The organism is Streptomyces uncialis (genome assembly GCF_001905345.1).
Taxonomy (GTDB): Bacteria; Actinomycetota; Actinomycetes; order Streptomycetales; family Streptomycetaceae; genus Streptomyces; species Streptomyces uncialis.
Genome location: NZ_LFBV01000002.1, coordinates 501,927 through 525,005 on the forward strand (window position 1 = coordinate 501,927; position 23,079 = coordinate 525,005).

15 protein-coding genes are annotated in these 23,079 nt (G+C 74.8%); 8 read left to right on the forward strand and 7 right to left on the reverse strand.

Translation table 11 applies throughout. The features are described 5' to 3' along the window. Nucleotides 1-78 precede the first annotated feature (78 nt). From AB852_RS10540 to AB852_RS10550, 3 genes are all read right to left on the reverse strand, one after another. Nucleotides 79-801, reverse strand: coding sequence for an alpha/beta fold hydrolase (locus AB852_RS10540; protein WP_073786344.1), 723 nt, complete (start codon nucleotides 799-801; stop codon nucleotides 79-81). A 118-nt stretch (nucleotides 802-919) separates the two neighbouring features. After that, a complete protein-coding gene (locus tag AB852_RS10545; protein ID WP_079184495.1) occupies nucleotides 920-2,212 on the reverse strand; it encodes an MFS transporter in 1,293 nt (430 codons plus the stop codon). Nucleotides 2,213-2,581: 369 nt separating this feature from the next. After that, nucleotides 2,582-4,177 carry a fatty acyl-CoA synthetase gene (locus AB852_RS10550; protein ID WP_079184496.1) on the reverse strand — a complete coding sequence of 532 codons (1,596 nt, stop codon included), beginning with the start codon at nucleotides 4,175-4,177 and terminating at the stop codon, nucleotides 2,582-2,584. Between the two features lie 191 nt (nucleotides 4,178-4,368). Between AB852_RS10550 and AB852_RS10555 the strand changes: the two genes are divergently transcribed. Together AB852_RS10555 and AB852_RS10560 are read left to right on the forward strand one after the other, a co-directional pair. Next, the gene (locus tag AB852_RS10555; RefSeq protein WP_073786346.1) at nucleotides 4,369-4,962 is read left to right on the forward strand and encodes a MarR family winged helix-turn-helix transcriptional regulator; all 594 of its coding nucleotides are present in this window, start codon (nucleotides 4,369-4,371) and stop codon (nucleotides 4,960-4,962) included. A 362-nt stretch (nucleotides 4,963-5,324) separates the two neighbouring features. Next, nucleotides 5,325-7,100, forward strand: coding sequence for a serine hydrolase domain-containing protein (locus AB852_RS10560; protein WP_073786348.1), 1,776 nt, complete (start codon nucleotides 5,325-5,327; stop codon nucleotides 7,098-7,100). Between the two features lie 232 nt (nucleotides 7,101-7,332). Here AB852_RS10560 and AB852_RS10565 read toward each other — a convergent pair whose 3' ends face one another. After that, nucleotides 7,333-8,895 (reverse strand): phytoene desaturase family protein, encoded by a 1,563-nt coding sequence (locus AB852_RS10565; protein WP_073786350.1) that lies wholly within the window; start codon nucleotides 8,893-8,895, stop codon nucleotides 7,333-7,335. Between the two features lie 149 nt (nucleotides 8,896-9,044). Further along, nucleotides 9,045-11,261, reverse strand: a complete 2,217-nt coding sequence (locus AB852_RS10570; RefSeq protein WP_073786352.1) for a serine/threonine-protein kinase — start codon at nucleotides 11,259-11,261, stop codon at nucleotides 9,045-9,047. 316 nt (nucleotides 11,262-11,577) lie between these two features. Between AB852_RS10570 and AB852_RS10575 the strand changes: the two genes are divergently transcribed. After that, nucleotides 11,578-14,322 carry an alpha-L-rhamnosidase gene (locus tag AB852_RS10575; RefSeq protein WP_073786354.1) on the forward strand — a complete coding sequence of 915 codons (2,745 nt, stop codon included), beginning with the start codon at nucleotides 11,578-11,580 and terminating at the stop codon, nucleotides 14,320-14,322. A gap of 132 nt (nucleotides 14,323-14,454) precedes the next feature. Here the strand turns inward: AB852_RS10575 and AB852_RS10580 are convergent, their stop codons facing one another. Continuing rightward, the gene (locus AB852_RS10580; RefSeq protein ID WP_178390980.1) at nucleotides 14,455-15,117 is read right to left on the reverse strand and encodes a TetR/AcrR family transcriptional regulator; all 663 of its coding nucleotides are present in this window, start codon (nucleotides 15,115-15,117) and stop codon (nucleotides 14,455-14,457) included. A gap of 175 nt (nucleotides 15,118-15,292) precedes the next feature. Here AB852_RS10580 and AB852_RS10585 point away from each other — a divergent pair, with 175 nt between their 5' ends. From AB852_RS10585 to entS, 5 genes are all read left to right on the forward strand, one after another. Beyond that, nucleotides 15,293-17,134, forward strand: coding sequence for an ABC transporter ATP-binding protein (locus AB852_RS10585; protein WP_073786358.1), 1,842 nt, complete (start codon nucleotides 15,293-15,295; stop codon nucleotides 17,132-17,134). Further along, nucleotides 17,131-18,912, forward strand: coding sequence for an ABC transporter ATP-binding protein (locus AB852_RS10590; RefSeq protein WP_073786361.1), 1,782 nt, complete (start codon nucleotides 17,131-17,133; stop codon nucleotides 18,910-18,912). The genes AB852_RS10585 and AB852_RS10590 overlap by 4 nt, the downstream gene beginning before the upstream one ends. Next, complete coding sequence (locus AB852_RS10595) at nucleotides 18,909-19,781, forward strand: siderophore-interacting protein (protein ID WP_073786363.1); 873 nt, start codon at nucleotides 18,909-18,911, stop codon at nucleotides 19,779-19,781. The genes AB852_RS10590 and AB852_RS10595 overlap by 4 nt, the downstream gene beginning before the upstream one ends. A gap of 88 nt (nucleotides 19,782-19,869) precedes the next feature. Beyond that, a complete protein-coding gene (locus AB852_RS10600) occupies nucleotides 19,870-20,874 on the forward strand; it encodes an ABC transporter substrate-binding protein (RefSeq protein ID WP_073786365.1) in 1,005 nt (334 codons plus the stop codon). Continuing rightward, nucleotides 20,874-22,097 (forward strand): enterobactin transporter EntS, encoded by a 1,224-nt coding sequence (gene entS, locus AB852_RS10605; RefSeq protein ID WP_073786367.1) that lies wholly within the window; start codon nucleotides 20,874-20,876, stop codon nucleotides 22,095-22,097. The genes AB852_RS10600 and entS overlap by 1 nt, the downstream gene beginning before the upstream one ends. Here the strand turns inward: entS and AB852_RS10610 are convergent. Further along, complete coding sequence (locus tag AB852_RS10610) at nucleotides 22,071-22,835, reverse strand: hypothetical protein (protein ID WP_073786369.1); 765 nt, start codon at nucleotides 22,833-22,835, stop codon at nucleotides 22,071-22,073. The two genes, entS and AB852_RS10610, sit on opposite strands and share 27 nt — an antisense overlap. Between the last annotated feature and the right edge of the window lie 244 nt (nucleotides 22,836-23,079).

Sequence of the window (23,079 nt, forward strand, 5' to 3'; positions counted from 1 at the left end):
CCGTCCGCGGGCCGTTCGCGTTCCGTTCGCGGGCCGATTCCGTGCGCGGTGGGCGCGAGGGGGGCGTGCCCTGCGTGGTCAGGACGCGAGGAACGGCTCCACCACGGCGAGGAAGTCACCAGGGCGTTCCCGGTGCACGAGATGCCCCGCGTCGATGGTCACCACCCGGGCGTCCGGGACGAGTCCGGCGAGGACGAGGATCTGGTCCTGCGGGATGAAGCTGGCCGGGCCACCGCCTATGAGCAGGGTGGGCGCGGTGATCCGCGCCATCCCGTCCCACCAGTCCGCGCCCGGCGTGTTGCGCTGCCGGTCGGTGGCCAGGATCATCTCCCAGTCGTACGGCAGCTCCCCGCCGGGGCGTTCGGCGGGTGGGCGCGGCGGGTCCAGCGGGATCGGCGCGGGGACGTCCTCCAGCACCAGGCGGCTTACCCGGCCGGGCTCGCGCTGGGCCAGCAGATACGCCACCGCGCCGCCCAGGCTGTGGCCGATCACGGCGGTCCGGCCGATCCCGAGCGCGTCGAGGAAGGCACCCACGTCATCACGCATCGCCTCGTACGTGTACCCGCCGGACCATTCGCTGCGGCCGTGCCCGGGCAGATCGGGGGCGAGGACCCGGTGCCGCACCGCGAGGGCGGTGGCCACCTCGGCCCAGTCGCCGCCGTCGGCGCCCCGGCAGTGCAGCAGCAGGACCGGAGGCGCGGCCGGATCGCCCCAGGTCCGGTAGGCGAGCGCAACGCCGCCCGCCCGTACGGTGATCGGTGTGCCGGGCGGCACCGTGTCGTGGATGGTCGCGTCGTCCATGATCCGCAACGTAACCGGGTCGCGCCTGGTCCGGTACCCCGCTCCGCGCTCGGCGCAGCCGTACGGCCGTCCGCGAACAGGGGTTGACGCGCGGGGCCCCGGGGACCGCGGGCTCCGTTCAGGCCGCGCGGGTGCGGACGGCGAGCAGCGCGGCCACGGCGCAGGGGACGAGCAGCAGCACGAACGCGGCGCGGTAGCCCCCGTGGCCGCTGGACCCGGCCCCGAGGAAGGCGTTGAACACACCGGAGCCGAGGGCCAGTACCGTCACCTGTCCGAGGTTCTGACTGGTCTGCATCGAGCTGCTGGCGTAGCCCTGACGGCCGCGTGGGCTGTGGGACAGCGCCAGCACGGTCAGGGACGGGGCGTACATGCCCATGCCGACGGCGGCGACGACCATCGCCGACGCGGCGACCGGATCGGGCGCCCCGGGCAGCGTTCCGACGGCCGCGACGGCTACCGCCACGCCTTGCACCAGGGCCCCGGCGACGACGAGCCGGTGGCGCGGGGCGCGTTCCAGCAGCCGTCCCTGTACCGCCGACGAGGCGGCCCAGGCGAGGGCGGCGCCGGTGAAGGCGAGGCCGATCACCAGGGGCGGCACCTCGCGTTCGGTGACGAGGAACAGCGGGACGAGGGCCTCCAGGGTGAAGAACACCCCCGAGCCCAGACCGCACAGCAGCACCGTGGCGGGGAGACCGCGGACGGCCCGCCAGGTGCCCCGGGGCAGCAGCCGGGGCGCGAACGCCACCAGCAGGACGAGGCCGCCGACGGTGAACAGCAGATGCCGCGCGTCCCAGCCGGAGACGCCGTACTGACCCAGTGCGGCGCCGACGCTCACGGCGGCGGCGACCAGCAGCGCGGGGCGGGGCGCGCCGTCGGGCGGCGGGGCGGACGCGGTCCGCCAGGACGGGCCGCGCAGCAAAGCCACCACGGCGAGGGCGGGGACGAGGGTGAGCGCGGCGAGTCCGAGGAACACCGCGCGCCAGGACCAGGTCTCCGCCACGAGTCCCGCGAGCGGCGGTCCGACCAGGGAAGGGACGATCCAGCAGGTGCTCATCAGCGCGAGCGCGCGCGGCCGCAGCCGGTCCGGATAGGCCTGGCCGATGGCGGTGTTGATGGCCACCGCGACCATCCCGGCGGCGAGTCCGTCGAGGAAGCGGCCGGCCGCCAGCTGCCAGATCGAGGTGCTGGCCCCGGACACCAGCAGGGTGACCACCGCCAGTGCCATGCCGAGGGCCAGCGGGCGGTGTGCCCCGGCCCTGTCCGCCCAGTGTCCGCCGAGGACCCCGCCGAGCAGGCTCGCGGCGACGAAACAGCCCGCGACCAGCGGGAAGAGGGACACCCCGTCGAGGTCCCGCGCGGCCGTCGGCAGTGTGGGCACCACCGCGAGGGCGGCGAGTCCGGTCAGGAACATCACCGCCGCGAACAGGGAGGTCGCGGCGGCGTACTCCCGCGAGAACAGCCCTTCGGCGGGGGCGGGCCGGTCCGGCACGGTCCCCCCGGCGGGGGCCTTGCCGGAGGGTTCGGGGGACGCCGTGGAGGAGCCGCCCGTCGAGCGTTTCGGATCATCGGTCACGAGCGGACAAGCTATGCGCGGCACTTGGCGTGTGCCACTGGTTTTCCACCCGGCCGACCTGACCAGCTCTGACCAGCCCCGGCGCGGGTCGGTCGGGTCGGTCGGGTCGGTACGGACGACTCATGACAGCCCCCGGTCGGACCTGTGACGGCCCCGCACCCGCACCCGCACCCGCACCCGCACCCGCACCCGCACCCGCACCGACGGCTACGCCCCGTAAAGGTCGCGCAGTTCCCGCTTGAGGACCTTGCCGCTCGCGTTGCGGGGGAGGGTGTCCGTGAAGACGACGCGCTTGGGGGCCTTGAAGGCGGGCAGGGCGTCCTTGGCGTGGGCGAGCAGCTCGTCCTCGGTGACCTCGGAGCCCGGGTGGCGGACCACGACGGCGGTGACGGCCTCGATCCAGCGCGCGTCGGGGAGCCCGATCACGGCCGCGTCCGCGACGGCCGGGTGCAGATACAGGGCGTCCTCCACCTGGCGGGAGGCGATCAGTACGCCACCGGAGTTGATGACGTCCTTCACCCGGTCCACGACAGTGAGCCGGCCCTCGTCGTCCCGGACGGCGAGGTCGCCCGAGCGGAACCAGCCGTCGCGGAACGCCTCGGCGGTCTCCTCGGGTTTGCCCCAGTACCCCTCGCACAGTTGCGGTGAGCGGTAGACCACCTCGCCGGGGGTGCCGTCGGGGACGTCCCGGCCGTCCTCGTCGACGACCCGGGCCTCGACGAACAGCACGGGCCGTCCGCAGGAGTCCATCCGTCCTTCGTGCTCGTCCGGTCCGAGGACGGTCGCGAGGGGGCCGATCTCGCTCTGGCCGAAGCAGTTGTAGAAGGCGAGGCCGGGGAGCCGGGCCCGGAGCCGTTCCAGCACGGGCACCGGCATGACGGACGCGCCGTAGTACGCCTTGCGCAGTCCGCCGAGGTCGCGGGTGGCGAAGTCGGGGCGGGCGGACAGCGCGACCCAGACCGTGGGCGGGGCGAACAGGCTGTCCGCGTGTCCGCTCTCGACGAGGTCGAGGATCGTGTCGGCGTCCGGCCGGTCGATGAGCCGGTTCTCGGCGCCGACGGCGAGGTAGGGCAGCAGGAACACATGGGTCTGCGCCGAGTGGTAGAGCGGCAGGGCGTGCACCGGCCGGTCGGTGGCGCGCAGGTCCAGGGCGTGGATCGCGCTCATATAGGCGTGGAGCAGGGCCCGGTGGGTCATCATCGCGCCCTTGGGCAGGGCCGTGGTGCCGGAGGTGTAGAGGAGCTGGACGAGATCCTCCGCGGCGGGCCCGGGTCCGGTGAAGGGCTCCGTGGTGGCGAGGGCGGCGAGCAGGGAGTCGTCGCTGTCCCGCAGCGGCAGGGTCCGGGTGCCGTCGGGCAGCCGGTCGGCCAGCGCGGGGTCGGTGAGTACCAGGCCGCTGCCCGACTGTTCGAGGAGGTAGGTGAGGTCGGCGCCGGTCAGCTGGTGGTTGACGGGTACGTGGACGAGTCCGGCGCGGGCCGCGGCGAGGAATCCGATGAGGTAGGCGTCCGAGTTGTGCCCGTAGGCGGCGACCCGGTCCCCCGGCCGCAGTCCGGTGGCGCGCAGGACGGCCGCCGCGCGGGACACGGCGTCGTCCAGCGCCGCGTAGGACCAGGTGCGGTCGCGGTAGTGCAGCGCCGGGCGGTCGGGGGTGCGTCGCGCACTGCGTCGCAGCACTCCGTCGACGGTGCTGTCGCGTCCGCTGTCCGGCGCCGGTGTGTGTACCTGCCCGTGTGCCTGCGCCTGCCCCTGTGCCTGTGCCGTCCGGTCGGCCGTCGGTGTCGCGCGGGTCGCCTCGTCCATGTCCGTGCCCTTTCCGAAGTCCTCTGCGGCGCGCTTCGCCCCGCTGCCGAGACATACCGTCCGGCCGCGCGGGGAGCGGAGCCCCCGATACGTGTACCTCCCCGCGATACCCGGGCACCAGCCCCGGCGGTCGATCGGTCCATGACTGCCCTGGTGGAATCACCACTCAGCAAGTAACGTACTGCTTCATCATGAACGACGTACATAACTCAGCGCAGTTGGCCACCGACGACGCAGGATTCCTCTACAACCCAGGAGTACGCACCGCGATGACCGCGTTCGCCCTCTCCGACGACACCGCGGCGCTGGAGGCCACGGCGGCGGTCCGCACCGCCGCACACGCCATCGAGCGGCTGCGGTCGCAAGGCGCGGGCGGGCGTGGTCTCAGCACCGGGGCGCTCGATGTCCTGGTCCGGCTCTCGAACGCGCCCGAGGAGGGCCTGACCGTGGGCGATCTCGCCCAGGCTCTCCAGGTGACCTCCCGCAACATCACCGGGCTGGTCGACACCCTCGAACGCGACACCCTGGCGCGGCGTGTGCCGGACCCCCACGACCGCCGGTCGGTCCGCGTCACCATCACCTCCGGGGGCCGGGACTGGCTGGACGCCTTCCGGCAGCCCACCCGGCGGGCGATGGCCACCGTCTTCCGCGGCTTCAGCCCGGACGACCTCGTACAGCTGCGGCATCTGTGCCTGCGGCTGGCCGACAACCAGCAGCAGGTCGAGCGGTACATGAACGGCACCGCCGGGAGTGCCGGCACCGGCCCTCAGCCGCCGACGGCCTGAGACACCGGGCGGTCCTGGGCAGCCGGGGCCGGGGACCCGCGGTGAACCGCTCCGCCGCGCCCGGCGACGGGAGGCGGCGGGCGGCGGGCGGGGCGCGGCGCGCCGTGAGGCAGGGTTGACACACCTCCGGAGCGGCAACAGCCTTGCCTCGTTGATCGAGATCCCGAAAGGTTCTTTCAGGAGGGTTGATCATGGCCGCCGATCCGGGAAGGCACCCGGCAAGCGATCCCCGCACCACCCGACAGCCGTTGGCCGGTCCCCCACCGGGACCGCCGCACGGCCCACCGCACCACCGACCGCACGACCCACCGGGCGGCCCGCCCGGCGACAGCCGCGGGGACCCCCGCGCGGAGGGGAGCGACGTGAGCAGACGCGGCCTCGGGGTCCGGGCCCTCGCCCTGGGCGGGGCACTGGCGCTCGTGCCCTTCGCGGCGGGACCCGCGAGCGCCACCCGCGCCGCCACCGGCCCCGGCCGGGACTCCCGACCCCCGACGCTGCGCCGGGGCACCCCCGAGCGGGCCGGACTCCTCGCCGGTCATCTGCGTCAACTCGTCGCCGACGCCGAACGGTTCCTCGCGCCGTCGCCCCGGCACCCCTGGTACGCGGGGGCCGTCCTGCTCGCCGGGCGCGGCGGCACGGTGGCCCTGCACCAGCCGATCGGGATGGCGGTGCGCTACTCGGCGTACGACGAGAGGACCGACACAGGGGTCGAGTTCCCGCCGGAGGAGCAGATCCCGATGACTCGGGACACCGTCTTCGATCTGGCGTCGGTCTCCAAGCTGTTCACCGCGATCCTCGCCGTGCAGCAGATCGAACGGGGCGCACTGGAACTGGCGTCGCCCGCCGCCGCGTATCTGCCGGAGTTCGCGGCGGCCGGGAAACAGGACATCACGGTACGTCAGCTCCTCACCCATACCTCGGGGCTGCGTTCCTGGCTGCCGCTGCACGCCGAAGCCACCCACGAGGCGCGGCTGCGCCGGCTGTGGAACGAGGCGCCCCTGCACCCGCCGGGCAGCACGTACCTCTACTCGGACCTCAATCTGATCACGCTCCAGCTCATCCTGGAACGGCTCACCGGCCGCACTCTGGACGTCCTGCTGCACGACGAGATCACCGGGCCGCTCGGGCTGCGCCGCACCCGGTTCAACCCGCCCGCGGAGTGGAAGCCCCGGATCGCGGCGACCGAGGACGCCCGCAAGCCGTGGTCCGGTCTTGAGCGGGGACTGGTGTGGGGCGAGGTCCATGACGAGAACGCCTACGCGTTCGGCGGGGTCGCCGGGCACGCGGGGGTCTTCTCCTGCGCGTGGGACCTCGCCGTGCTGGGCCGCACCCTGCTGAACGGCGGGTCGTACGGACGCACCCGGGTGCTGCGGCCGGAGTCGGTGGAACTGATGTTCACCGACTTCAACACCGCGCACCCCGGTGACGAGCACGGGCTCGGCTTCGAGCTCTACCAGCACTGGTACATGGGCGCGATGGCGACGCCCCGGACGGCCGGTCACACCGGGTTCACCGGCACCTCGCTGGTCCTCGACCCGACGACGGACTCGTTCCTGGTGGTCCTCGGCAACTCGGTGCACCCGGTGCGCGGCTGGCGGTCCGGTTCGGCGCCCCGGGCCACCGCCGCGAACCATCTCGCCCGCGCGGTACCGGTACGTCCGCCCCGGTCCACCGCCGCCTGGTACGGCGGTATGGCGCACGGCACCGACGCCACCCTGACCCTGCCCGCGCTGACGCCCACCGGTGAACGGGCCCTGCTCCGCGGCGACCTGTGGTGGGACACCGAGCCGCGTGCGGACGCCGTCCTCCTGGAGGCGTCCACCGACGACGGTGCCACCTGGAGCCCGGTGCCGTTCCGTACGGAGCGCCCCGGGGCGCCCGCGCGGGAGCATCCGGAGGGCTCCGCGTCCGGCTTCTCCCACCGGGCCTGGCACCGGGTGAGCGCGCCGCTCGGCCCATGGCGCGGAGCGTCGGTACTGCTGCGCTGGCGCTGTACGACCGACTCGGCCTCGGTGGGGCGGGGGGTGTACGTGACGGGGCTGCGGGTGGACGACGGTCGGCGCCGCCTGTTCGACGAACAACGGCCGCGCGACGCCGCCCGGCTGCTCGTACGGGGCTGGACCCGGTCGGACGACTGAGCGGGGGCGGCCCGTGTCGGCCCGCACGACCGACCCGCGATGGTCGCCCGAAGGGGGCGACGGACGGCCGGATCGGCGCACCGCCGGATCGGCGCACGGCCGGATCGGCGCACGGCCGGATCGGCGCACCGCCGGATCGGCGGCGTGCCGGGGACCGAGGCGGCGGTGGACGCGGGGCGGAGGAGGGGCCGGTCGGACGGGGTGCGGTCGGACGAGGGCCGGCAGGATGCGGTCAGGCGGGGCGTTCCAGGACCGCCATGGCCGCGTTGTGGCCGGGCACCCCGCTGACCCCTCCCCCACGGACGGCGCCCGCGCCGCACAGCAGGACGGGTTCATGGGCGGTCTCCACCCCCCAGCGGCCGATGCCCTCCCGCGCGTAGGGGAAGGCGAGGTCGCGGTGGAAGATGTTGCCGCCGGGCAGCCGCAGCTCGGCCTCCAGGTCGAGCGGGGTCCTCGCCTCGACGCAGGGACGTCCGTCCGCGTCGGTGGCGAGACAGTCCGCGAGCGGTTCCGCGAGATGGGCGTCGAGTTGGGCGAGGGTCGCGGCGAGCACCTCGGCGCGGGTCGCGGTGTTGTCCGCGCGGAACAGCCGCGCGGGGGTGTGCAGTCCGAAGAGGGTGAGGGTCTGGTAGCCGCGGCGGACCAGGTCGGGCGCGAGGATCGTGGGGTCGGTCAGGGAGTGGCAGTAGATCTCCGACGGCGGTGCGGAGGGCACCGAGCCCGCCGCGGCCTCGGCGTACGCGGTCGCCAGCGCGTCGTACCCCTCGGCGACGTGGAACGTCCCGGCGAACGCCTCGCGGGGGTCCACGGTGGTGTCCCGCAGCCGGGGCAGCCGGGTCAGCAGCATGTTCACCTTGAACTGGGCGCCTTCGGCGGGCTCGGGATGTTCCTCGTCGAGGAGCGCGGCGAGCGCTTCGGGCGACGCGTTGACGAGGACGTGCCGCGCGCCCACCCGTCCCGTGTCGTCGCCGGTTCCTGTGCGGAACTCCACCTCGGCGGCGCGGGTGCCGGGGGTGATCCGGGTGACCTCGTGTCCGGTGCGGATCTCCGCCCCGGCGGCGCGGGCCGCGTCCGCGAGGGCGTCGGTGAGGGCGCCCATCCCGCCGACGGGCACGTTCCAGTCGCCGGTGCCGCCGCCGATCACGTGGTACAGGAAGCACGCGTTCTGCCGCAGTGACGGGTCATGGGCGTCCGCGAACGTCCCGATCAGCGCGTCCGTCAGCACCACCCCGCGCACCAGGTCGTCGTGGAAGCGCTCCTCGACGGCGGCCCCGATCGGTTCCTCGAACAGGGCGCGCCAGGCGGTGTCGTCGTCGATCCGGCGGCGCAGCTCCGCGCGGGTGGGCAGCGGTTCGGTGAGGGTCGGGAAGACGCGCCGCGCGACCCGCCCGGTCAGCGCCTGGAACTCCTCCCACGCCGCGTACTCGCGTCCGCCCCCGGTGAGCCGCTCGAACGAGGCGCGGGTGCGGGCCCATCCGCCGCCGACGAGCAGCCCGGTGGCCCGGCCGCCGCGTTCGGCGGGGGTGTACGAGGAAACGGACCGCTCCCGGACCGCGAACCGCAGCCCCAGATCGTCGACGATCTTCCGCGGCAGCAGGCTCACCAGGTACGAGTAGCGCGACAGCCGGGCGTCGACCCCCGGGAACGGGCGGGCGGACACGGCCGCGCCGCCGGTGACGGCCAGTCGTTCCAGGACGAGGACGCGGCGCCCCGCGCGGGCGAGATAGGCGGCGGCGGTGAGGCCGTTGTGTCCACCGCCGACGATCACGGCGTCGTACGAGGCAGGAGCGGGCATGGTCCTTCGTAACACGCGTGCGGCCGGGCGGCCAGTGTCCGTGGCCGCCCGGTCGCTGTCCGGTCCGGGGGGCAGCGGGTGGTGCCTTGGGCGCCGTCCGAGCCGGGGGGCAGCGGGTGGTGCCGTGAGGAGCGCCGTGCGGGCCGGGGTCAGCCGGTGGTGCCGTGGCGCAGTGCGGCGACCCGGCGGTAGAGCTCGACGGCCTCCGCGCCCCGTCCGAGCTGTTCGAGGCAGTGGGCCTCGTCGTTGCGGCTGGCGAGGGTGTCGGGGTGGCCGGGTCCGAGGACCTCGTCCCGGGCGGCGGCCACCGCGCGGTACTCGACGAGGGCGTCCTCCCAGCGGCCGAGCCAGCCGAGCCCCACGGCGACCTCCCGGCGGCTGACCAGGGTGTCCGGATGGTGTGCGCCGAGGACGTGTTCCCGGGCGGCGCACACCTCGCGTGCCTCGGTGAGTGCCTCGTCCCAGCGGCCGAGGCGGCCGAGGTTGACGCCGAGGCCGTGCCGGGCCCGCAGGGTCTCGGGGTCGGCGGCGCCCTGGACCCGGGCCCGGTCGGCGGCCAGGGCCCGGTACAGCTCCAGGGCCAGGGCGCTGTGCCCGAGGCGGCCGAGGCTGATCCCCACCTCGTAGCGGGCGGCGAGGGTGTCGGGATGGTCGGCGCCCAGGGAGCGGGCGCGGGCCTGCGCGACCTCGCGATAGGTGTCCAGCGCCTCCTGCCAGCGGCCGAGCTGGCCGAGCGCGTAGGCGACCTCGTAGCGGGTGACCAGGGTGTCCGGGTGGTCGGCGCCGAGGACCCGGGCGCGTGCGGCCGCGACCTCGCGGGCGATCCGGTGGGAGTCCTCCAGCCGTCCGAGGCGGCTGAGGTTGAAGGCGAGGTTGTGGCGGCAGCGCAGGGTGTCGGGGTGGTCGGCGCCCATGGTGCGTTCCCGGTCGGCGAGGACGGCCGTGTACACCTGATGGGCCTCGAAGTGGCGGCCGAGCTGCCCGAGGACGTACGCGGTCTCCTGCCGGGCGGCGAGCGTGTCGGGATGCCCGGGGCCGAGAACGCGTTCGCGGCCCTCGGCGACCTCGCCGTAGGCACGCAGCGCGTCGGTGGCGCGGCCGGTGCGGCTGAGGGTGAACGCGACCTCGTAGCGGCTGGCGAGGGTGTCGGGGTGGTCGGGACCGAGCGCGTGCTCGCGTTCGGCGGCGACCGCCCGGTGCACCTCACCGGCCTCGGTCCAGCGTCCGAGCCGGCCGAGGCTCAGTCCGGCGTTGTGCCGGGAGACCAGGACGGCGACGGTCTCCGGGGCGGGGGCCGGCCGTTCGGGCGCGAGGACGGGTCCGGTGCGGCGGCTGTCCGCGCGGGGTGTCCACTCCCCCGTCAGTCCGGCGGCCGGATCGGGCACGGTGGCCCGTACGGGGCCGACGGTGGCCTTGCGGCCGGTGGTCATGCCCCGGGTCCAGGCCGGCAGCCTGGTCCCGCGCGGGGTGTCCGGACCGCCGTGGGACGCGGCCGGTATGGGCGGGCGGTGGGCCAGGGCGCGGCCCGCGGTGAGTCTGCGGCCCAGTTCGCGGGCGTCGCGGGGGCGTCCGGCGGGTTCCTTCGCGAGGAGGTCCAGGACGATCGTCTCGAAGTAGCCGGGCAGTTCGGCGCGGTGCCGGCGCGGTGGCCGGGGCGGGGTGTCCCGGTGGCCGACGAGCACGGCCCAGGCGTCGTCGAGGTCGAACGGCGGTGCGCCGGTGGCGATCTCGTAGAGGACGCAGCCGAACGAGTACAGGTCACTGCGCTGGTCGACCTCGGAGCCGCCGATCTGCTCGGGGGACATGTAGTGCGGGGTGCCCATGGCGACGCCGGTACCGGTGAGCCGTGAGGTGAAGCCGACGTCGTGGCCGAAGCGGGCGATGCCGAAGTCGCAGATCTTCACGGTGCCGTCGGCCAGCCGCATGATGTTGGCGGGCTTGAGGTCCCGGTGCACGATGCCCTGTTCATGGGTGTACGCGAGGGCCGACGACACCTGTTCCGCGATGTCGACGACGTCGTCGACGGGCAGCGGACGCTGTTTGTTGTCCTCCAGGAGCTGGCTGAGGTTGCGTCCCTCCAGGAGTTCCATCACGAGGAACAGCACCCCGTCGGACTCACCGAAGTCATGGACGACAGTGACGCCGCGGTGCTGGAGCCCGGCGGCGACCCGCGCCTCACGCCGGAACCGCTCCCTGAGCACCCGTACCAGTGACTCGTCGTGCTGCGGTCCGAGCGGTTTGAGGCACTTCACGGCCACTCCCCGGCCCAGCGACTCGTCCTTGGCCCGCCACACCTCGCCCATGCCGCCCCGCCCGATCACATCGAGCAGCCGGTAGCGGCCCTGGATCAGTCTGGTGTCGGTCATCTCCCGTCGTCGCCCCCGTCGTCACCGCTCAGTGCCCTCCCCGGGCCCGTCCAGTATGGCTACCCCCGCCCCCGGTGGGTACGGGGCGGGACGGCTCCCGGGGCCGAGCCGTGACATGGCGCGGGGGATCCGCCTGGGCGGGGGCCGCGCGGGAGCGGGGACTACCCCGCCCTCGCCCACCCGCAGCCCCCCACCCCGGCCGCCCTTGAACGGCCTCGTACCGGTGCGTAGGATCGCTGGGCACCCGGCCGATGAAACGTTTCATCCGACCGTCGGCCGTCTTCCGCCCGCGTTCACCGCACCCCGAGGATCTCCGATGGCCCATGACCGGAACCCCGACGGCATCCCTTCCCCGCGGGACCCGGCCGCATCGGAGAACACCGGCCCGGACGGGCCGTTGCGCGTGGTCAACACCAGCGTCGAGCACACGGAGAACCTGCTCGGTACGGATGTGCGGCGGCCCCGGCTCGGCTGGGAGCTGTCGGCCGAAGGGCAGCGGGGGGCGCGGCAGTCCGCGTACCAGGTGCGGGTGGCCCGTTCCGCCGCCGCGCTCGGGGACGGGCTCCGGACCGTCTGGGACTCCGGGCGGGTCGTGTCCGAACGTACCTTCGGGGTGCCGTACGACGGTCCCGGGCTGGAGGCCCGGACGCGCTACCACTGGCAGGTCAGGGTGTGGGACGGGGCCGGGCGGGTCTCGCGGTGGAGCGCGGTGCGCTGGTGGGAGACCGCGCTGCCGTCCGACGGGTGGCACGGGCACTGGATCGGGGCCGGACCGGCGGGCGGTAGCGGCGACGGGGAGGTGACGGCCCGTCCGGCGCCGCTGCTGCGCCGGGAGTTCACGGTCGGGGCGCCGGTGACCCGCGCCCGGCTGTACATCAGCGGGCTGGCCTACTACGAGGCGGAGATCAACGGGCGGCGGGTGGGCGAACAGGTCCTCGACCCGGGGTTCACCGACTACGACGCGACGGTCCTCTACGCGGTCCACGACATCACCGGGCTGATCCGTCCGGGCGGCAACGCCATCGGGGTCACCCTCGGGCGGGGCTTCTTCGGGATGACGACACCGAACGTCTGGAACTGGCACCGGCCCCCGTGGCACGGCGAACCCCGGCTGCTCGCCCAGCTGGAGATCGACCACCCCGACGGCACCCGGACCCTGGTCGCCACGGACGGGTCCTGGCGGATCACCGAGGGCCCCACGCGCACGGACTGCCTCTACGCCGGGGAGACGTACGACGCGCGGCTCGCGCCCGGCGGATGGTCGCTGCCGGGCTACGACGACAGCGCGTGGTCGCCCGCCGGGCGGCGCCGCGCCCCCCTGGGGACCGTACGGGCGCAGCCGCACGAGCCGATCGAGGTGACCGGGACCGTGGAGCCCGTGGCCGTACGGGAGACACCCGGAGGGAGTCACGTCGTCGATCTGGGCCGCACCCTCGCGGGCTGGTCCCGGCTCACGGTCCGGGCCCCGGCCGGGACCGTGGTGCGGCTGACGTACGGCGAGAAACTCCACGACGACGGCACGGTGTTCGCCGAGACCGAGCATGTGCCGGGGCGGTTCCAGCGGGACGAGTACGTGTGCGCGGGAACGGGCGGCGACGAGGTGTGGGAGCCGCGCTTCTCCTACAAGGGCTTCCGGTACGTCGAGGTGAGCGGGGTGCCCGCGCTGCGGGGCCGGTGGTCGGTCGTGGGGCGCGAGGTGCGCACCCCGGTCGCGGAGGTGAGCGGGTTCCGCTGCTCGGAGGAGTTCTACGAACAGCTGGACCGGGCGATGCGGCGGACGGTCCGCAGCAATCTGCACGGCATCCCGACCGACACCCCGATGTACGAGAAGAACGGCTGGACCGGCGACGCGCAGCTCGGCGTACCGGTGATGACGTACGCGTTCGGCACGCACCGGCTGCTGGCGAAGTGGCTCGGGGACCTGCGGGACAGTCAGCGTCCCGACGGGCAGCTCCCGGTGATCGTGCCGAGCGGGGGCTGGGGGTACGAGGATCTGGCGCCGTCGCCGGAGTGGACGACGGTGTACCCCTTCCTGGTGCGGGAGATGTACCGGGTGTACGGCGACGAGCGGGCGGTGCGGGAGCACTGGAGGCCGGTGACGCGCTACCTCGACTGGGAGATCGCCCGGCTGCGCGACGGGCTCGCCGTCACCGAACTGGGCGACTATCTCGCGCCCGGGTACGGGGGCAATCCGCCGGAGGACACCCGGCTGACGGCGACGGCCTATCTGTACCGGGCGCTGCTCGCCACCGCCGAACTCGCCGGTCTGGTGGACGATCTGGACGCCCCGGACCAGGACGCGACAGCGGCCCGCTACCGGCGCACCGCCCATGAGCTGCGGGAGGCGTTCAACGCGGCCTTCCTCGGCCCGGCCGGCCACTACCGCACGGACCGTGACCCGGGCTACCGGCAGACCAGCAACTGCGTCCCGCTGGCGTTCGGTCTGGTGCCCCCGCACGCCCGGGAGTCGGTGACCGCGTCGCTGGTCGCGGACATCGCGGCCCGGGGCGGCCATCTCGACACGGGCGCGCTCGGCACCAGCGTCCTGCTGCCGCAGCTCAGCGAGCGGGGGCATCCGGAGGTCGCGCACACCCTCGCGACCCGGCGGACGTACCCGAGTTGGGGGTACTGGTTCGAGCGGGGCGCGGACACCATGTGGGAGATGTGGCAGGCCGATTCACGCTCCCGCGCCCACTACTTCCAGGGGACGGTGGCGCAGTGGCTGTACGAGAACGTGGCCGGGCTGCGCCCCGGGGACGCGGGGTACGGCTCCTTCGTGGTGCGGCCGGACGGGCGCGCGGGGGTGGAGTGGGCCCGGACCTCGATCCGGACGGTACGGGGTGAGGCGGGTGTGGAGTGGTCGGGCGGGTCCGGTGCGGAGCCGTTCCGGATGAGTGTGCGGGTGCCGGTGGGGGCGACGGCGGAGGTGCATGTGCCGGTGGGTCCGGGTCCGGGGACGGTGGCCGTGTCGGCGCACCCCGACGCGCGGTGGGTACGGGTGGAACGGGGGTTCCAGGTGTTCCGGGTGCCGCAGGGGCGATGGGAGTTCACGGCGGGGTGATCCCGCCCGCTGAGGGTTCCCCCGGACACCCGGCACCCGGCACCGACCACCGGCCACCCGCCACCGGCTACCCGCCACCGGCCACCGGCCACCGGCCACCGGCACCCGCCTACCCGGTCCCGCCCTCCGGCCTCAGGGCCCCGCGTCGGCGCCGGTGCCCAGACGTACCGCCAGCCCGTCGAGCACGACATCCAGCTTGCGCCACAGATGCTCCCGGGGCGCGCTCGCGATGCGTTCGACGGCGCCGCGTACCTCGGGGGTGTACAGGGCGAGCGAGTCGGTGATGGCGGTGGAGCGGCGTTCCGGGTCGGCGGGGTCGCGGAGCCGGAGGGTCTGGGTGGCGCCGTCGTGGATGAGGTCGACGACCGCGTCCACGGCGAGCACCGCCTCGTCGAGGGTGAATCCGAGACCGGTCAGATCGCGGACCAGGCGTTCGAAGCGGAGGGTGGCGGCGCCGACGAGTCCGGTGTGGTGCTCGGGAACGAGCCCGGCGTAGCGGATCAGCAGCTCGAAGCGGGTGGCCGCCTCGGTCTCCAGATAGCGGCGCCAGCCGAGTACGGGCGAGGGCAGCGGCGCGGCCCGGAAGACGGTCTCCAGCGCGGCGCCGATCAGGTCGTCCAGACTGTCGACATAGCGATAGAGGCTCGCCGGGGCGGCGTTCAGGGCGGTGGCGACAGCCTGCACGGAGACCTGTTCGATGCCGAGTTCGACGGCGGCTCCGATGATCTTCTCCCGGCTGAGGCGGGGTTTGGGGCCGGGTCGGCGGCCGGGGCGCGGGGAGGTCTCGGACGGCACCACGCGAGGGTATCGCCCGCCGGGCGCCCGCGCCGAACCGGCCGTCGCACGTCAGCGCCGTGATCGTCATGTCCCGGGCGGGCGCGGCCCGATGACGGCCGGTACCGGCCGGACACAATTGCGAATTGGCTTCACCATTAAGTAAGGTGCCCCTAACTTCACGAGAGGGGGCGCCGTGCTGCACGCGGTGAGCGGTGCGCTGCGCCGGGCCGGAGCGGTCCGCGGCGGGGCCGGCAAGGAGGCGTTCGCCGAACTGACCGCGCCGGTGGCGGGACGGCTGCGGGCCGCGGTGGCGCTCCAGGGGGTGGCGACCGCCGTCGGGCTGGTGCCGTTCCTCGGGATCTGGGCGATCGCGGAGGCGGCCCTCGACGGCCGGGCGACCCGGCAGCGGATCTGGGCCTGGGTCGCGGTCGTCGTGGCGAGCGCCGTGGTCGCCTGCGCGGTACGGCTGGCGGCGTACGCGATCAGCCACCGGGCGGATCTCGTGGTCGCCGACTCGGTAAGGCGGCGGATCGCGGACCATCTGTCGCGGGTGCCGCTCGGCTGGTTCACCTCCGGGGCGGCGGGCCGGGGCCTGGACGCGCTCCACAACGACGTGGGGGATCTGCATCCGGCCATCGCGCACGGCAGGCTCGACGTCGCCGCGTCGGTGGTCGCGCCGGTCGCGGCGTACGGCTGGCTGCTGTGCGCGGACTGGCGGCTCGCGCTGGTGGTGGCCGTCCCCGTCGGCGCGTCGTTCGTCCTGTACGTCCGGGCGCTGTCCGGGTCCGAGGAGCGGATGCGGCTGGTGCCGCTGGGGATGCTCGCGGTGAGCGGCGCGGTCACCGCGCTGGTACGGGATCTGCCCACGCTGCGGGTGCTCGGCGGCCCGGGGGCGCGGCGTCCCGAGGCGGCGGCGCTTCGCGCGGCCGACCGGTTGCGCGACGGGCTGCGGATCGCGGTCGCCGAACAGGAATCGCGCGGGGCGCGGGCGAACGCCCTGATCTCGCCGGTCGTCACCCTGACGCTGGTGCTGGCCGTCGGCACCTGGTTCGTGGCCACCGGGTGGGCCGCAGCCGTGGATCTGCTGCCGTTCCTGCTGCTCGCCGTGACCGTGTCCGGGGTGCACCGGATCGCGGAGACGGGCAGTTCGCTGCGGCTCGCGTACGCGGCGGCCGGGCGGCTGCGCGCGATCCTCGATCTGCCGACGCTGCCGGAGAGCGGCGCGCCCCGCGAACCGGACGGCCACCGGGTGGAACTGACGGGGGTGGGGTTCGCGCACGAGCCGGGCACGCCGGTGCTGGAGGGGGTGGACCTCGCACTGGCGCCGGGGACGATGACCGCCCTGGTCGGTCCGTCCGGCGCGGGCAAGTCGACCCTGGCGGCCCTCGTCGCCCGGTTCCACGACCCGGACACCGGGTCGGTGCGGCTCGGCGGGGTCGATCTGCGGGACCTCGCGGGCCACACCCTCTACCGGCGGGTGGGGTTCGTGCTCCAGGACTCGGTCCTGCTGCGGACCTCGCTGCGGGACAACATCCGGCTCGCCGTGCCGGACGCCACCGACGCGGCGGTGGCCGCGGCGGCCCGCGCGGCGGGTGTCCATGAGCGGATTCTCGCGCTGCCCCGGGGCTATGACTCGGTGGCCGGTGAGGACGCGCGGCTGTCCGGCGGGGAGCGGCAGCGGGTCGCGATCGCGCGGGCGCTGCTCGCCGATCCGCCGGTGCTGGTGCTCGACGAGCCGACCGCGCATGTGGACCCCGAGTCGGAGGCGGCGATCCAGACGGCGCTGTCCCGGCTGGCGGCCGGGCGTACGGTCCTGGTGGTCGCCCACCGGCTGTCGACGGTGACCCGCGCCGATCAGATCGTCGTCCTGGACCGGGGCCGGATCGTCCAGCGGGGCCGCCACGCGGAACTCCTCGCGCGCGGTGGGGTGTACCGGGAGCTGTGGCGGGCTCTTGAGGGCGATCCGCCGGCCGGGCCGGTCCCCGCGGCCGGCCGTCCCGCGTCCGCCGCCGCCACGGGCGGGGTGACCCGGTGATCCGCGACCTGTTCGCCGTCCTCGACGCGCGGACCGTCCGGGCCAACCGCCGCCAGCTGGCGCGGATCACCGTCCTGGCACTGCTGGAGGGCCTGTCGTACGGGCTCGCGCTGCCGGTCCTCGCGGCGCTGCTGCGCGGCGACACGGCCGGGGCCGGCCGCTGGCTGGCCGTGCTCGCGGGAGTGACCGTCCTGACGATGCTGGCACGCCGACGTCAGATCACCTGGGGCGCGGCGACCGCGATCGGGACGATCCACGCGCTCCAGCGGCGGCTCGTCTCGCATCTGGCCGTACTGCCCGTCGACTGGTTCACGGCGCGCCGGTCGGCGGCGCTGCCGCAGATCGTCACGGCCGGGGCCATCGGCGCCGGGCGCGGGGTGCCGTACCAGTTCATCTCGCTGGTGGGCGGGGTGGTGACCCCGGCCGTGGTGCTGGGGGTGGCGGCGCTGGTGGACTGGCGGCCCGCTCTGGTGATGCTGCTGACCGCGCCGCTGCTGTACGCGGTGCACCGGCGGACGACGGCCGTGGTGGACCGGGTCGAGGAGCGGACCCACGCGGCGGACGCCGAGGCGTCGGCGCGGGTGGTGGAGTTCGCCGAGGCGCAGGCCACCTTGCGGGCGTCGGGCAACGAGGGGCTGGGCCGGGCTCTGCTGACCGACGCGCTGGACGCGGCGGGGGCGGCGCGGCGGGCCGATGTGCGGCGGGAGATCACGGCCCGGGTCGGTTTCGGGGTGGCCGTGCATCTCGCGGTCGGCGCGGTGGTCGCGGCGGTGGCGTGGCTGCTGCTGCGTGAGCCGTCGGACAGCGCGCTGCTGGTGGCGCTGCTGGTGCTGGCGGTGCGGTTCGCGGAGCCGGTCTCGGCCCTCGGGGACGTGGCGCGGGACATGCGCTCGGGCCGTAAGCAGGTGGCGCGGATCGGTGAGTTGCTGGCGGCCGGGCCGCTGCCCGTGCCGGACGAGCCGCTCGGGCTGCCGGACGGCGGACTCGATCTGGAGTTCCGGGCCGTCGGTCTCGCCCACGGGGAGCGGAGCGTCCTGGACGGGTTCACCCTGCGGGTCCCAGCGGGGACGACGACGGCGCTGGTGGGGCCGTCGGGCGCGGGCAAGACGACCGCGCTGCGGCTGGCGGCCCGGTTCGCCGACCCGGACACCGGACAGGTTCTCGTCGGCGGCACCGATGTACGCGACCTGGCGCCGGACACGCTGTACGGGGCGTTGTCGGTGGTGCTCCAGGACGTGGCGCTCACCGAGGGCACCGTACGGGAGAACGTGCTCGCGGGGCGGCCGGACGCCGACGCGGAGCAGTTGGCGCGGGCCGCCGCGCTGGCCGGGGTGGACGAGATGGTGGCGCGGCTGCCGCGCGGCTGGGACACCCCGGTCGGGGACCGGGGCGTGGCGCTGTCGGGCGGTGAGCGGCAGCGGGTGGCGCTGGCGCGGGCCGCGCTGCGTCAGGGGCGGGTGGTGCTCCTCGACGAGGCGACGTCCGCGCTGGACCCGGTCAACGAACGGATCGTCGCGCGCTGGGTGGCGGGGCTCGCGGGCCGCGCGACGCTGCTGGTGGTCGCCCATCAGCTGCACACCATCGCGTCCGCCGACCAGATCGTCGTCCTCGGTGACGACCCCGCGGGCCGGGTGGTGGAACGCGGTACGCACGACGAACTGCTGGCTCTCGACGGGCGGTACGCCCGGATGTGGCGGACCCGGTCCGCGGCCGAGGGCTGGCGGCTGGGCCCTGTGGAACAGCCCGATCCCCTGGAAGAGGAAGGTGCACTGTCATGATCTACGCCGAGCTGCGGGTGACCGCCGTGGCCGATGTCACCCCGGCCATGCGGAGGATCACGCTCAGCGGGGAGGGGCTGGCGGACTTCGTGCCGCTCGCCCCGGACCAGCAGATCAAGCTGTTCTTCGCCCGGGACGGCGGGGTGCCCCGGGTGCCGCCGCCGCCCGCCGACGGGGACGTCGCCACCTGGTACCAGCGGTATCTGGCGATCCCCGAGCCCGAACGGCCCTGGATGCGGACCTACTCGGTGCGCCACCACCGGCCGGGTCGGCGGGAGATCGATGTGGACTTCGCGCTGCACGGGCCGGGCGGCGGCGAAGGCCCCGCGTCCCGCTGGGCGTTCACGGCGCGGCCCGGCGCGGTGGTGGGGCTGGTCGGCCCTGCGGCCAGCACCCTGCGCAGAGCGGATGCCCCGGACTGGCGGCTGTTCGCCGGTGACGAGACGGCGCTGCCGGCCATCGGGGCCCTCGTCGAGTCGCTGGAACCGGGCGCGCGGGCGCTGGTCTTCGCGGAGGTCGCGGGGCCCGGTGAGGAGCAGGGCTGGACGAGCGCGGGTCTGGTGGAGACGCACTGGCTGCACCGGGGTCCGGTCGCGCCGGGCCGGTCCACGGCACTGGTGGACGCGTTGCGCGCGGCCCCGTTCCCGTCCGGTGAGGTCTTCGCCTGGGTGGCCGGGGAGGCGTCGGCGGTGCGCGCGGTCCGCCGTCATCTGGTGAACGAGCGGGGCATCGACAAACGTCAGGTCGCCTTCACCGGCTACTGGCGGCTGCGGCTCGCCCAGGACGACGCGCCGACCGCCGAGGACGCGGCCGACCGGACGGAGGCCCTGGCGGATCTCGCCGAGGCCCAGGCCCGGCAGGGCGCCTGACCCGCGTTCCAGGGGCCGGTCCCGGCCCGACCCTGTCAGCTCAGTACACGCACCCGCACACGCACACGCAAGAGATCGAGGAACCGCCATGCCCAGACTCCCCCGTACCCTCGTCGCCGCCGCGCTGGCCGCTGTGACGGGGCTGGCCCTGTCCGGCTGCGGGGGTGGCGGGTCGCCCACGGTGTCGAAGCAGTCGGGGCAGCAGGCCGAGGGCTCCGGCGCGTTCCCGGTGACGGTGACCCACGCGCAGGGGACGGTGACCGTGCCCAGCAAGCCCGAGCGGGTCGTCGTCCTCGGCTTCGCGGACGCCCAGATAGCCGCCGCGCTGGACGCCCCGGTGGTCGGCGCCGCCCGCAACACCTCCTCGCCGGACGGCAACTGGCCGGGGGTGAAGCCCGCGTTCGCGTCGGACATCGTCACGCTGGACTCGCTGAACCCGAATCTGGAGAAGATCGCCGCGCTGGACCCCGATCTGATCCTGATGACGACGGCGCAGCCCGCGTTCGGCAACGCGTACGACAAGCTGTCGGAGTTCGCGCCGGTGATCTCGTACAAGGAGAAGCTCCTGCACGACTCCGGCGACGAGTTGACGACACTGATCGGGGCGGCGCTCGGGAAGAAGGAGAAGGCGGCGGAGCTGATCGCCTCCTCCCGGGCGGCTCTCGCCGGTTTCGCGAAGGAGCATCCGGGGCTGAAGGGCAAGGAGTACGCGTTCGGTCAGCAGTACGACGGCACGGTGTACGCGGTGGTGGCGCCCGGCGGGCCCACGGTGGCGTTCTTCGGGGCGCTGGGGATGCGGCTGCCGAAGGAACTCGCGGCGCTGCCCGTCACCCTGGGCGGTTCCACGGCGATCGCGCCGGAGCGGCTGGATCTGCTGGACAGCGCGGATGTCGCCTTCTTCGGGGTGTACGGCGCGAAGGAGCGCGGTGCCTTCGTGAAGCGGCCCCTGGTGTCCGGGCTCGATCTGACGAAGAGCGGGAACCTGAACTTCCTGGAGATCAACGAGGCGGCCATGCTGCTGGGTCCGAACCCCGCGGTCACCGGTGAACTGCTGGCGCGGCTCGGTCCGGCGCTGAAGAAGATCGCGTCCTGATGGGCCGTCTCACCCTGGATCTGACACCGCTGCGCGGACGCGGCTTCCGCGCGGTGTTCGTGGGCCGGACGGTCGCGGTGTTCGGGATCGGTTTCGCGCTGGTGGCGGTGCCGCTCCAGGTGTACGCGCTGACCGGCTCGACGGCGCGGGTCGCGACGGTCACCGTGGCGGTGGGCGCGGCGGCGTTCACGGGCACCCTGCTCGGCGGGGTGCTCGCGGACCGCTTCGACCGGGGCCGGGTCATCGTGGTGGCGCGGGCGTCCGTGGGGGTGGTGTTCGCCGTCCTCGCCGTGAACGCGGCGGCACCGGAGCCGCGGTTATGGGTCATCCATGTGTGCGGGATGGCCGAGGGCATCGCGGACGGGGTGTCGGGGACGGCGCTGATGGCGGCGACACCGAGCCTGGTGCCGAAGGACCGGCTGGCGGCGGCGGGTGCGCTGATGGCGGTGACCGTCGATCTCGGGTCGGTCGCGGCCCCCGCCCTCGGCGGGCTGCTGGTGACGGCCACCGGGTTCTGGGGCAACTACGCGGTGTGCGCGGCCCTCGCGGTCGTCACCACGGCCGCCCTCAGCAGGCTGCCGCCGCTGCCGCCACCCGGGGCGGTGCCCGGTGAGACGGCCGCCAGGGCGGTCGTGGCGGGCACCCGGTTCGCCGTCCGGGACCGGATCGTGGGGCCCACGCTGCTGGTCGGGCTCGCCGCGATGGTGCTGTCCGGCTGGCATGTCCTGCTGCCGGAGTACGGGAGCCGGGTACTCGGTATCGGGCCCGGCGCCCTGGGGGTGCTGTACGCGGCCCCGGCGGCGGGGGCCTTGCTGACCTCGCTGACCAGCGGCTGGACCGGGCGGGTCCGGCGGCCCGGGGCGGTGGCGATCGGCGCGCTGCTGGTGTCCGGGGCGGGGCTCGCCGTCACGGGGCTCGCGGGCGGGGTGGTCCTCGCGGTCGCCGGTCTGGCGCTGTTCGGGGCGGGCCGGGTCGCCGGTGACGTGCTGCGGTACGCGCTGGTGCAGCGGCACACCCCGGACCGGTTCCGGGGGCGGGTCGCGGCGCTGTGGACGGCGCAGATCACGACGGGGGTCGCGGTCGGCGGGGCGGTGGCGGGCGGGGTGGCCCTGCTGATGTCCCCGGCGGGCGCGTTCCTGGTGTACGGCGCGGTGGGTGTGGTCTGCGCGGTGACTCTCGCGCTGGGCGCGCCGACGTTACGCGGCGTCGGTCCGGACGCCTGAGCCGAGCGGTGCGGCCGGGTCCTCGAAGCGGGGTCCGCCCAGCCGGTGCAGGGTGAAGGTGTCGGCGCCCCAGCGGACGTTGCGGCGGCACTCCAGGCCCTGGCGGGCGAGGTGCGGGGCGAGCCGCTCGACCCGGGCGCGCAGCGCGCGCAGACTCATCGGGCGGGACGGGTCCCCGAGCAGCCAGCGCAGATCGTGGCAGCAGAGCGGGGAGCGGGCGCCGAGCAGGATCTCCAGCAGCAGCGACTGGCTGCGGTAGGGCCGCAGCGGTTCGCCCCCTCGGCCCCGCGCGGGTCCGGGGGCGCGCCGCAGCCAGCGCAGGTCCGCCTCGATCCGGGCGGCGATCGCGCTCTCCGCGGTGTTCCTGCACAGGACGTTGACCGCTCCGGCGGCGAGCAGCGCGGCGCAGTCGACCCGGCCCGGGGTGGACACGGCGACCGGGGCGAGCAGCCGTAACGCGCGTACGCGGCGGACGAGTTCGGCGGTGGGCTCGGGGCGCGGGGTGTCGAGCAGGGCGAGCACTCCGGGGGCGCGGCGCAGATACTCGTAGCCGCGCTGGTCGCCCCAGCGGCGGACGACGAAGCGCGGCGGGCCCGCGCGGTGCAGTCGCTTGGCCCAGGCGACGCTGGCCTCGATGTCCGGCGAGACGATCACCACGAGTGGGCCCGCGCCGCCGCGCGGGGCCCGGGGCCTGCCGCGGGGCGCTGCCGTGGTGCGGGGCTGCTCGATGGTCAGCATCCGGTCGTCCTCCGTTCGGGCCTCGGGCCCGGCTCCCCACGGTCCGCGGTGAGGAACCGCCTCGGAGCGGCCTACCTACATGTTAGGTACCCGTCGCGGAGCACCGTCAAGCCCGGACGGCTCGACTCCCTTGCGGAAGAGCCCGCTTGAAATCCTTCACGCGAGGAAGATCGACGGGCGTCCTCGCAGGTCGGCGGCGTACGGCCGCCGGAAGGCGTTCCGAAGGAAGGCTACTTAACATGTA

What these genes read in the sequence shown, in the direction of transcription:
- AB852_RS10570 (WP_073786352.1), bottom strand. Translation starts at nt 11,261, where the DNA reads ATGACCGACACCAGACTGATCCAGGGCCGCTACCGGCTGCTCGATGTG.
- AB852_RS10595 (WP_073786363.1), top strand. Translation starts at nt 18,909, where the DNA reads ATGATCTACGCCGAGCTGCGGGTGACCGCCGTGGCCGATGTCACCCCG.
- AB852_RS10600 (WP_073786365.1), top strand. Translation starts at nt 19,870, where the DNA reads ATGCCCAGACTCCCCCGTACCCTCGTCGCCGCCGCGCTGGCCGCTGTG.
- AB852_RS10555 (WP_073786346.1), top strand. Translation starts at nt 4,369, where the DNA reads ATGAACGACGTACATAACTCAGCGCAGTTGGCCACCGACGACGCAGGA.
- AB852_RS10610 (WP_073786369.1), bottom strand. Translation starts at nt 22,835, where the DNA reads ATGCTGACCATCGAGCAGCCCCGCACCACGGCAGCGCCCCGCGGCAGG.
- AB852_RS10565 (WP_073786350.1), bottom strand. Translation starts at nt 8,895, where the DNA reads ATGCCCGCTCCTGCCTCGTACGACGCCGTGATCGTCGGCGGTGGACAC.
- AB852_RS10540 (WP_073786344.1), bottom strand. Translation starts at nt 801, where the DNA reads ATGGACGACGCGACCATCCACGACACGGTGCCGCCCGGCACACCGATC.
- AB852_RS10575 (WP_073786354.1), top strand. Translation starts at nt 11,578, where the DNA reads ATGGCCCATGACCGGAACCCCGACGGCATCCCTTCCCCGCGGGACCCG.
- entS (WP_073786367.1), top strand. Translation starts at nt 20,874, where the DNA reads ATGGGCCGTCTCACCCTGGATCTGACACCGCTGCGCGGACGCGGCTTC.
- AB852_RS10545 (WP_079184495.1), bottom strand. Translation starts at nt 2,212, where the DNA reads ATGTTCCTGACCGGACTCGCCGCCCTCGCGGTGGTGCCCACACTGCCG.
- AB852_RS10550 (WP_079184496.1), bottom strand. Translation starts at nt 4,177, where the DNA reads ATGGACGAGGCGACCCGCGCGACACCGACGGCCGACCGGACGGCACAG.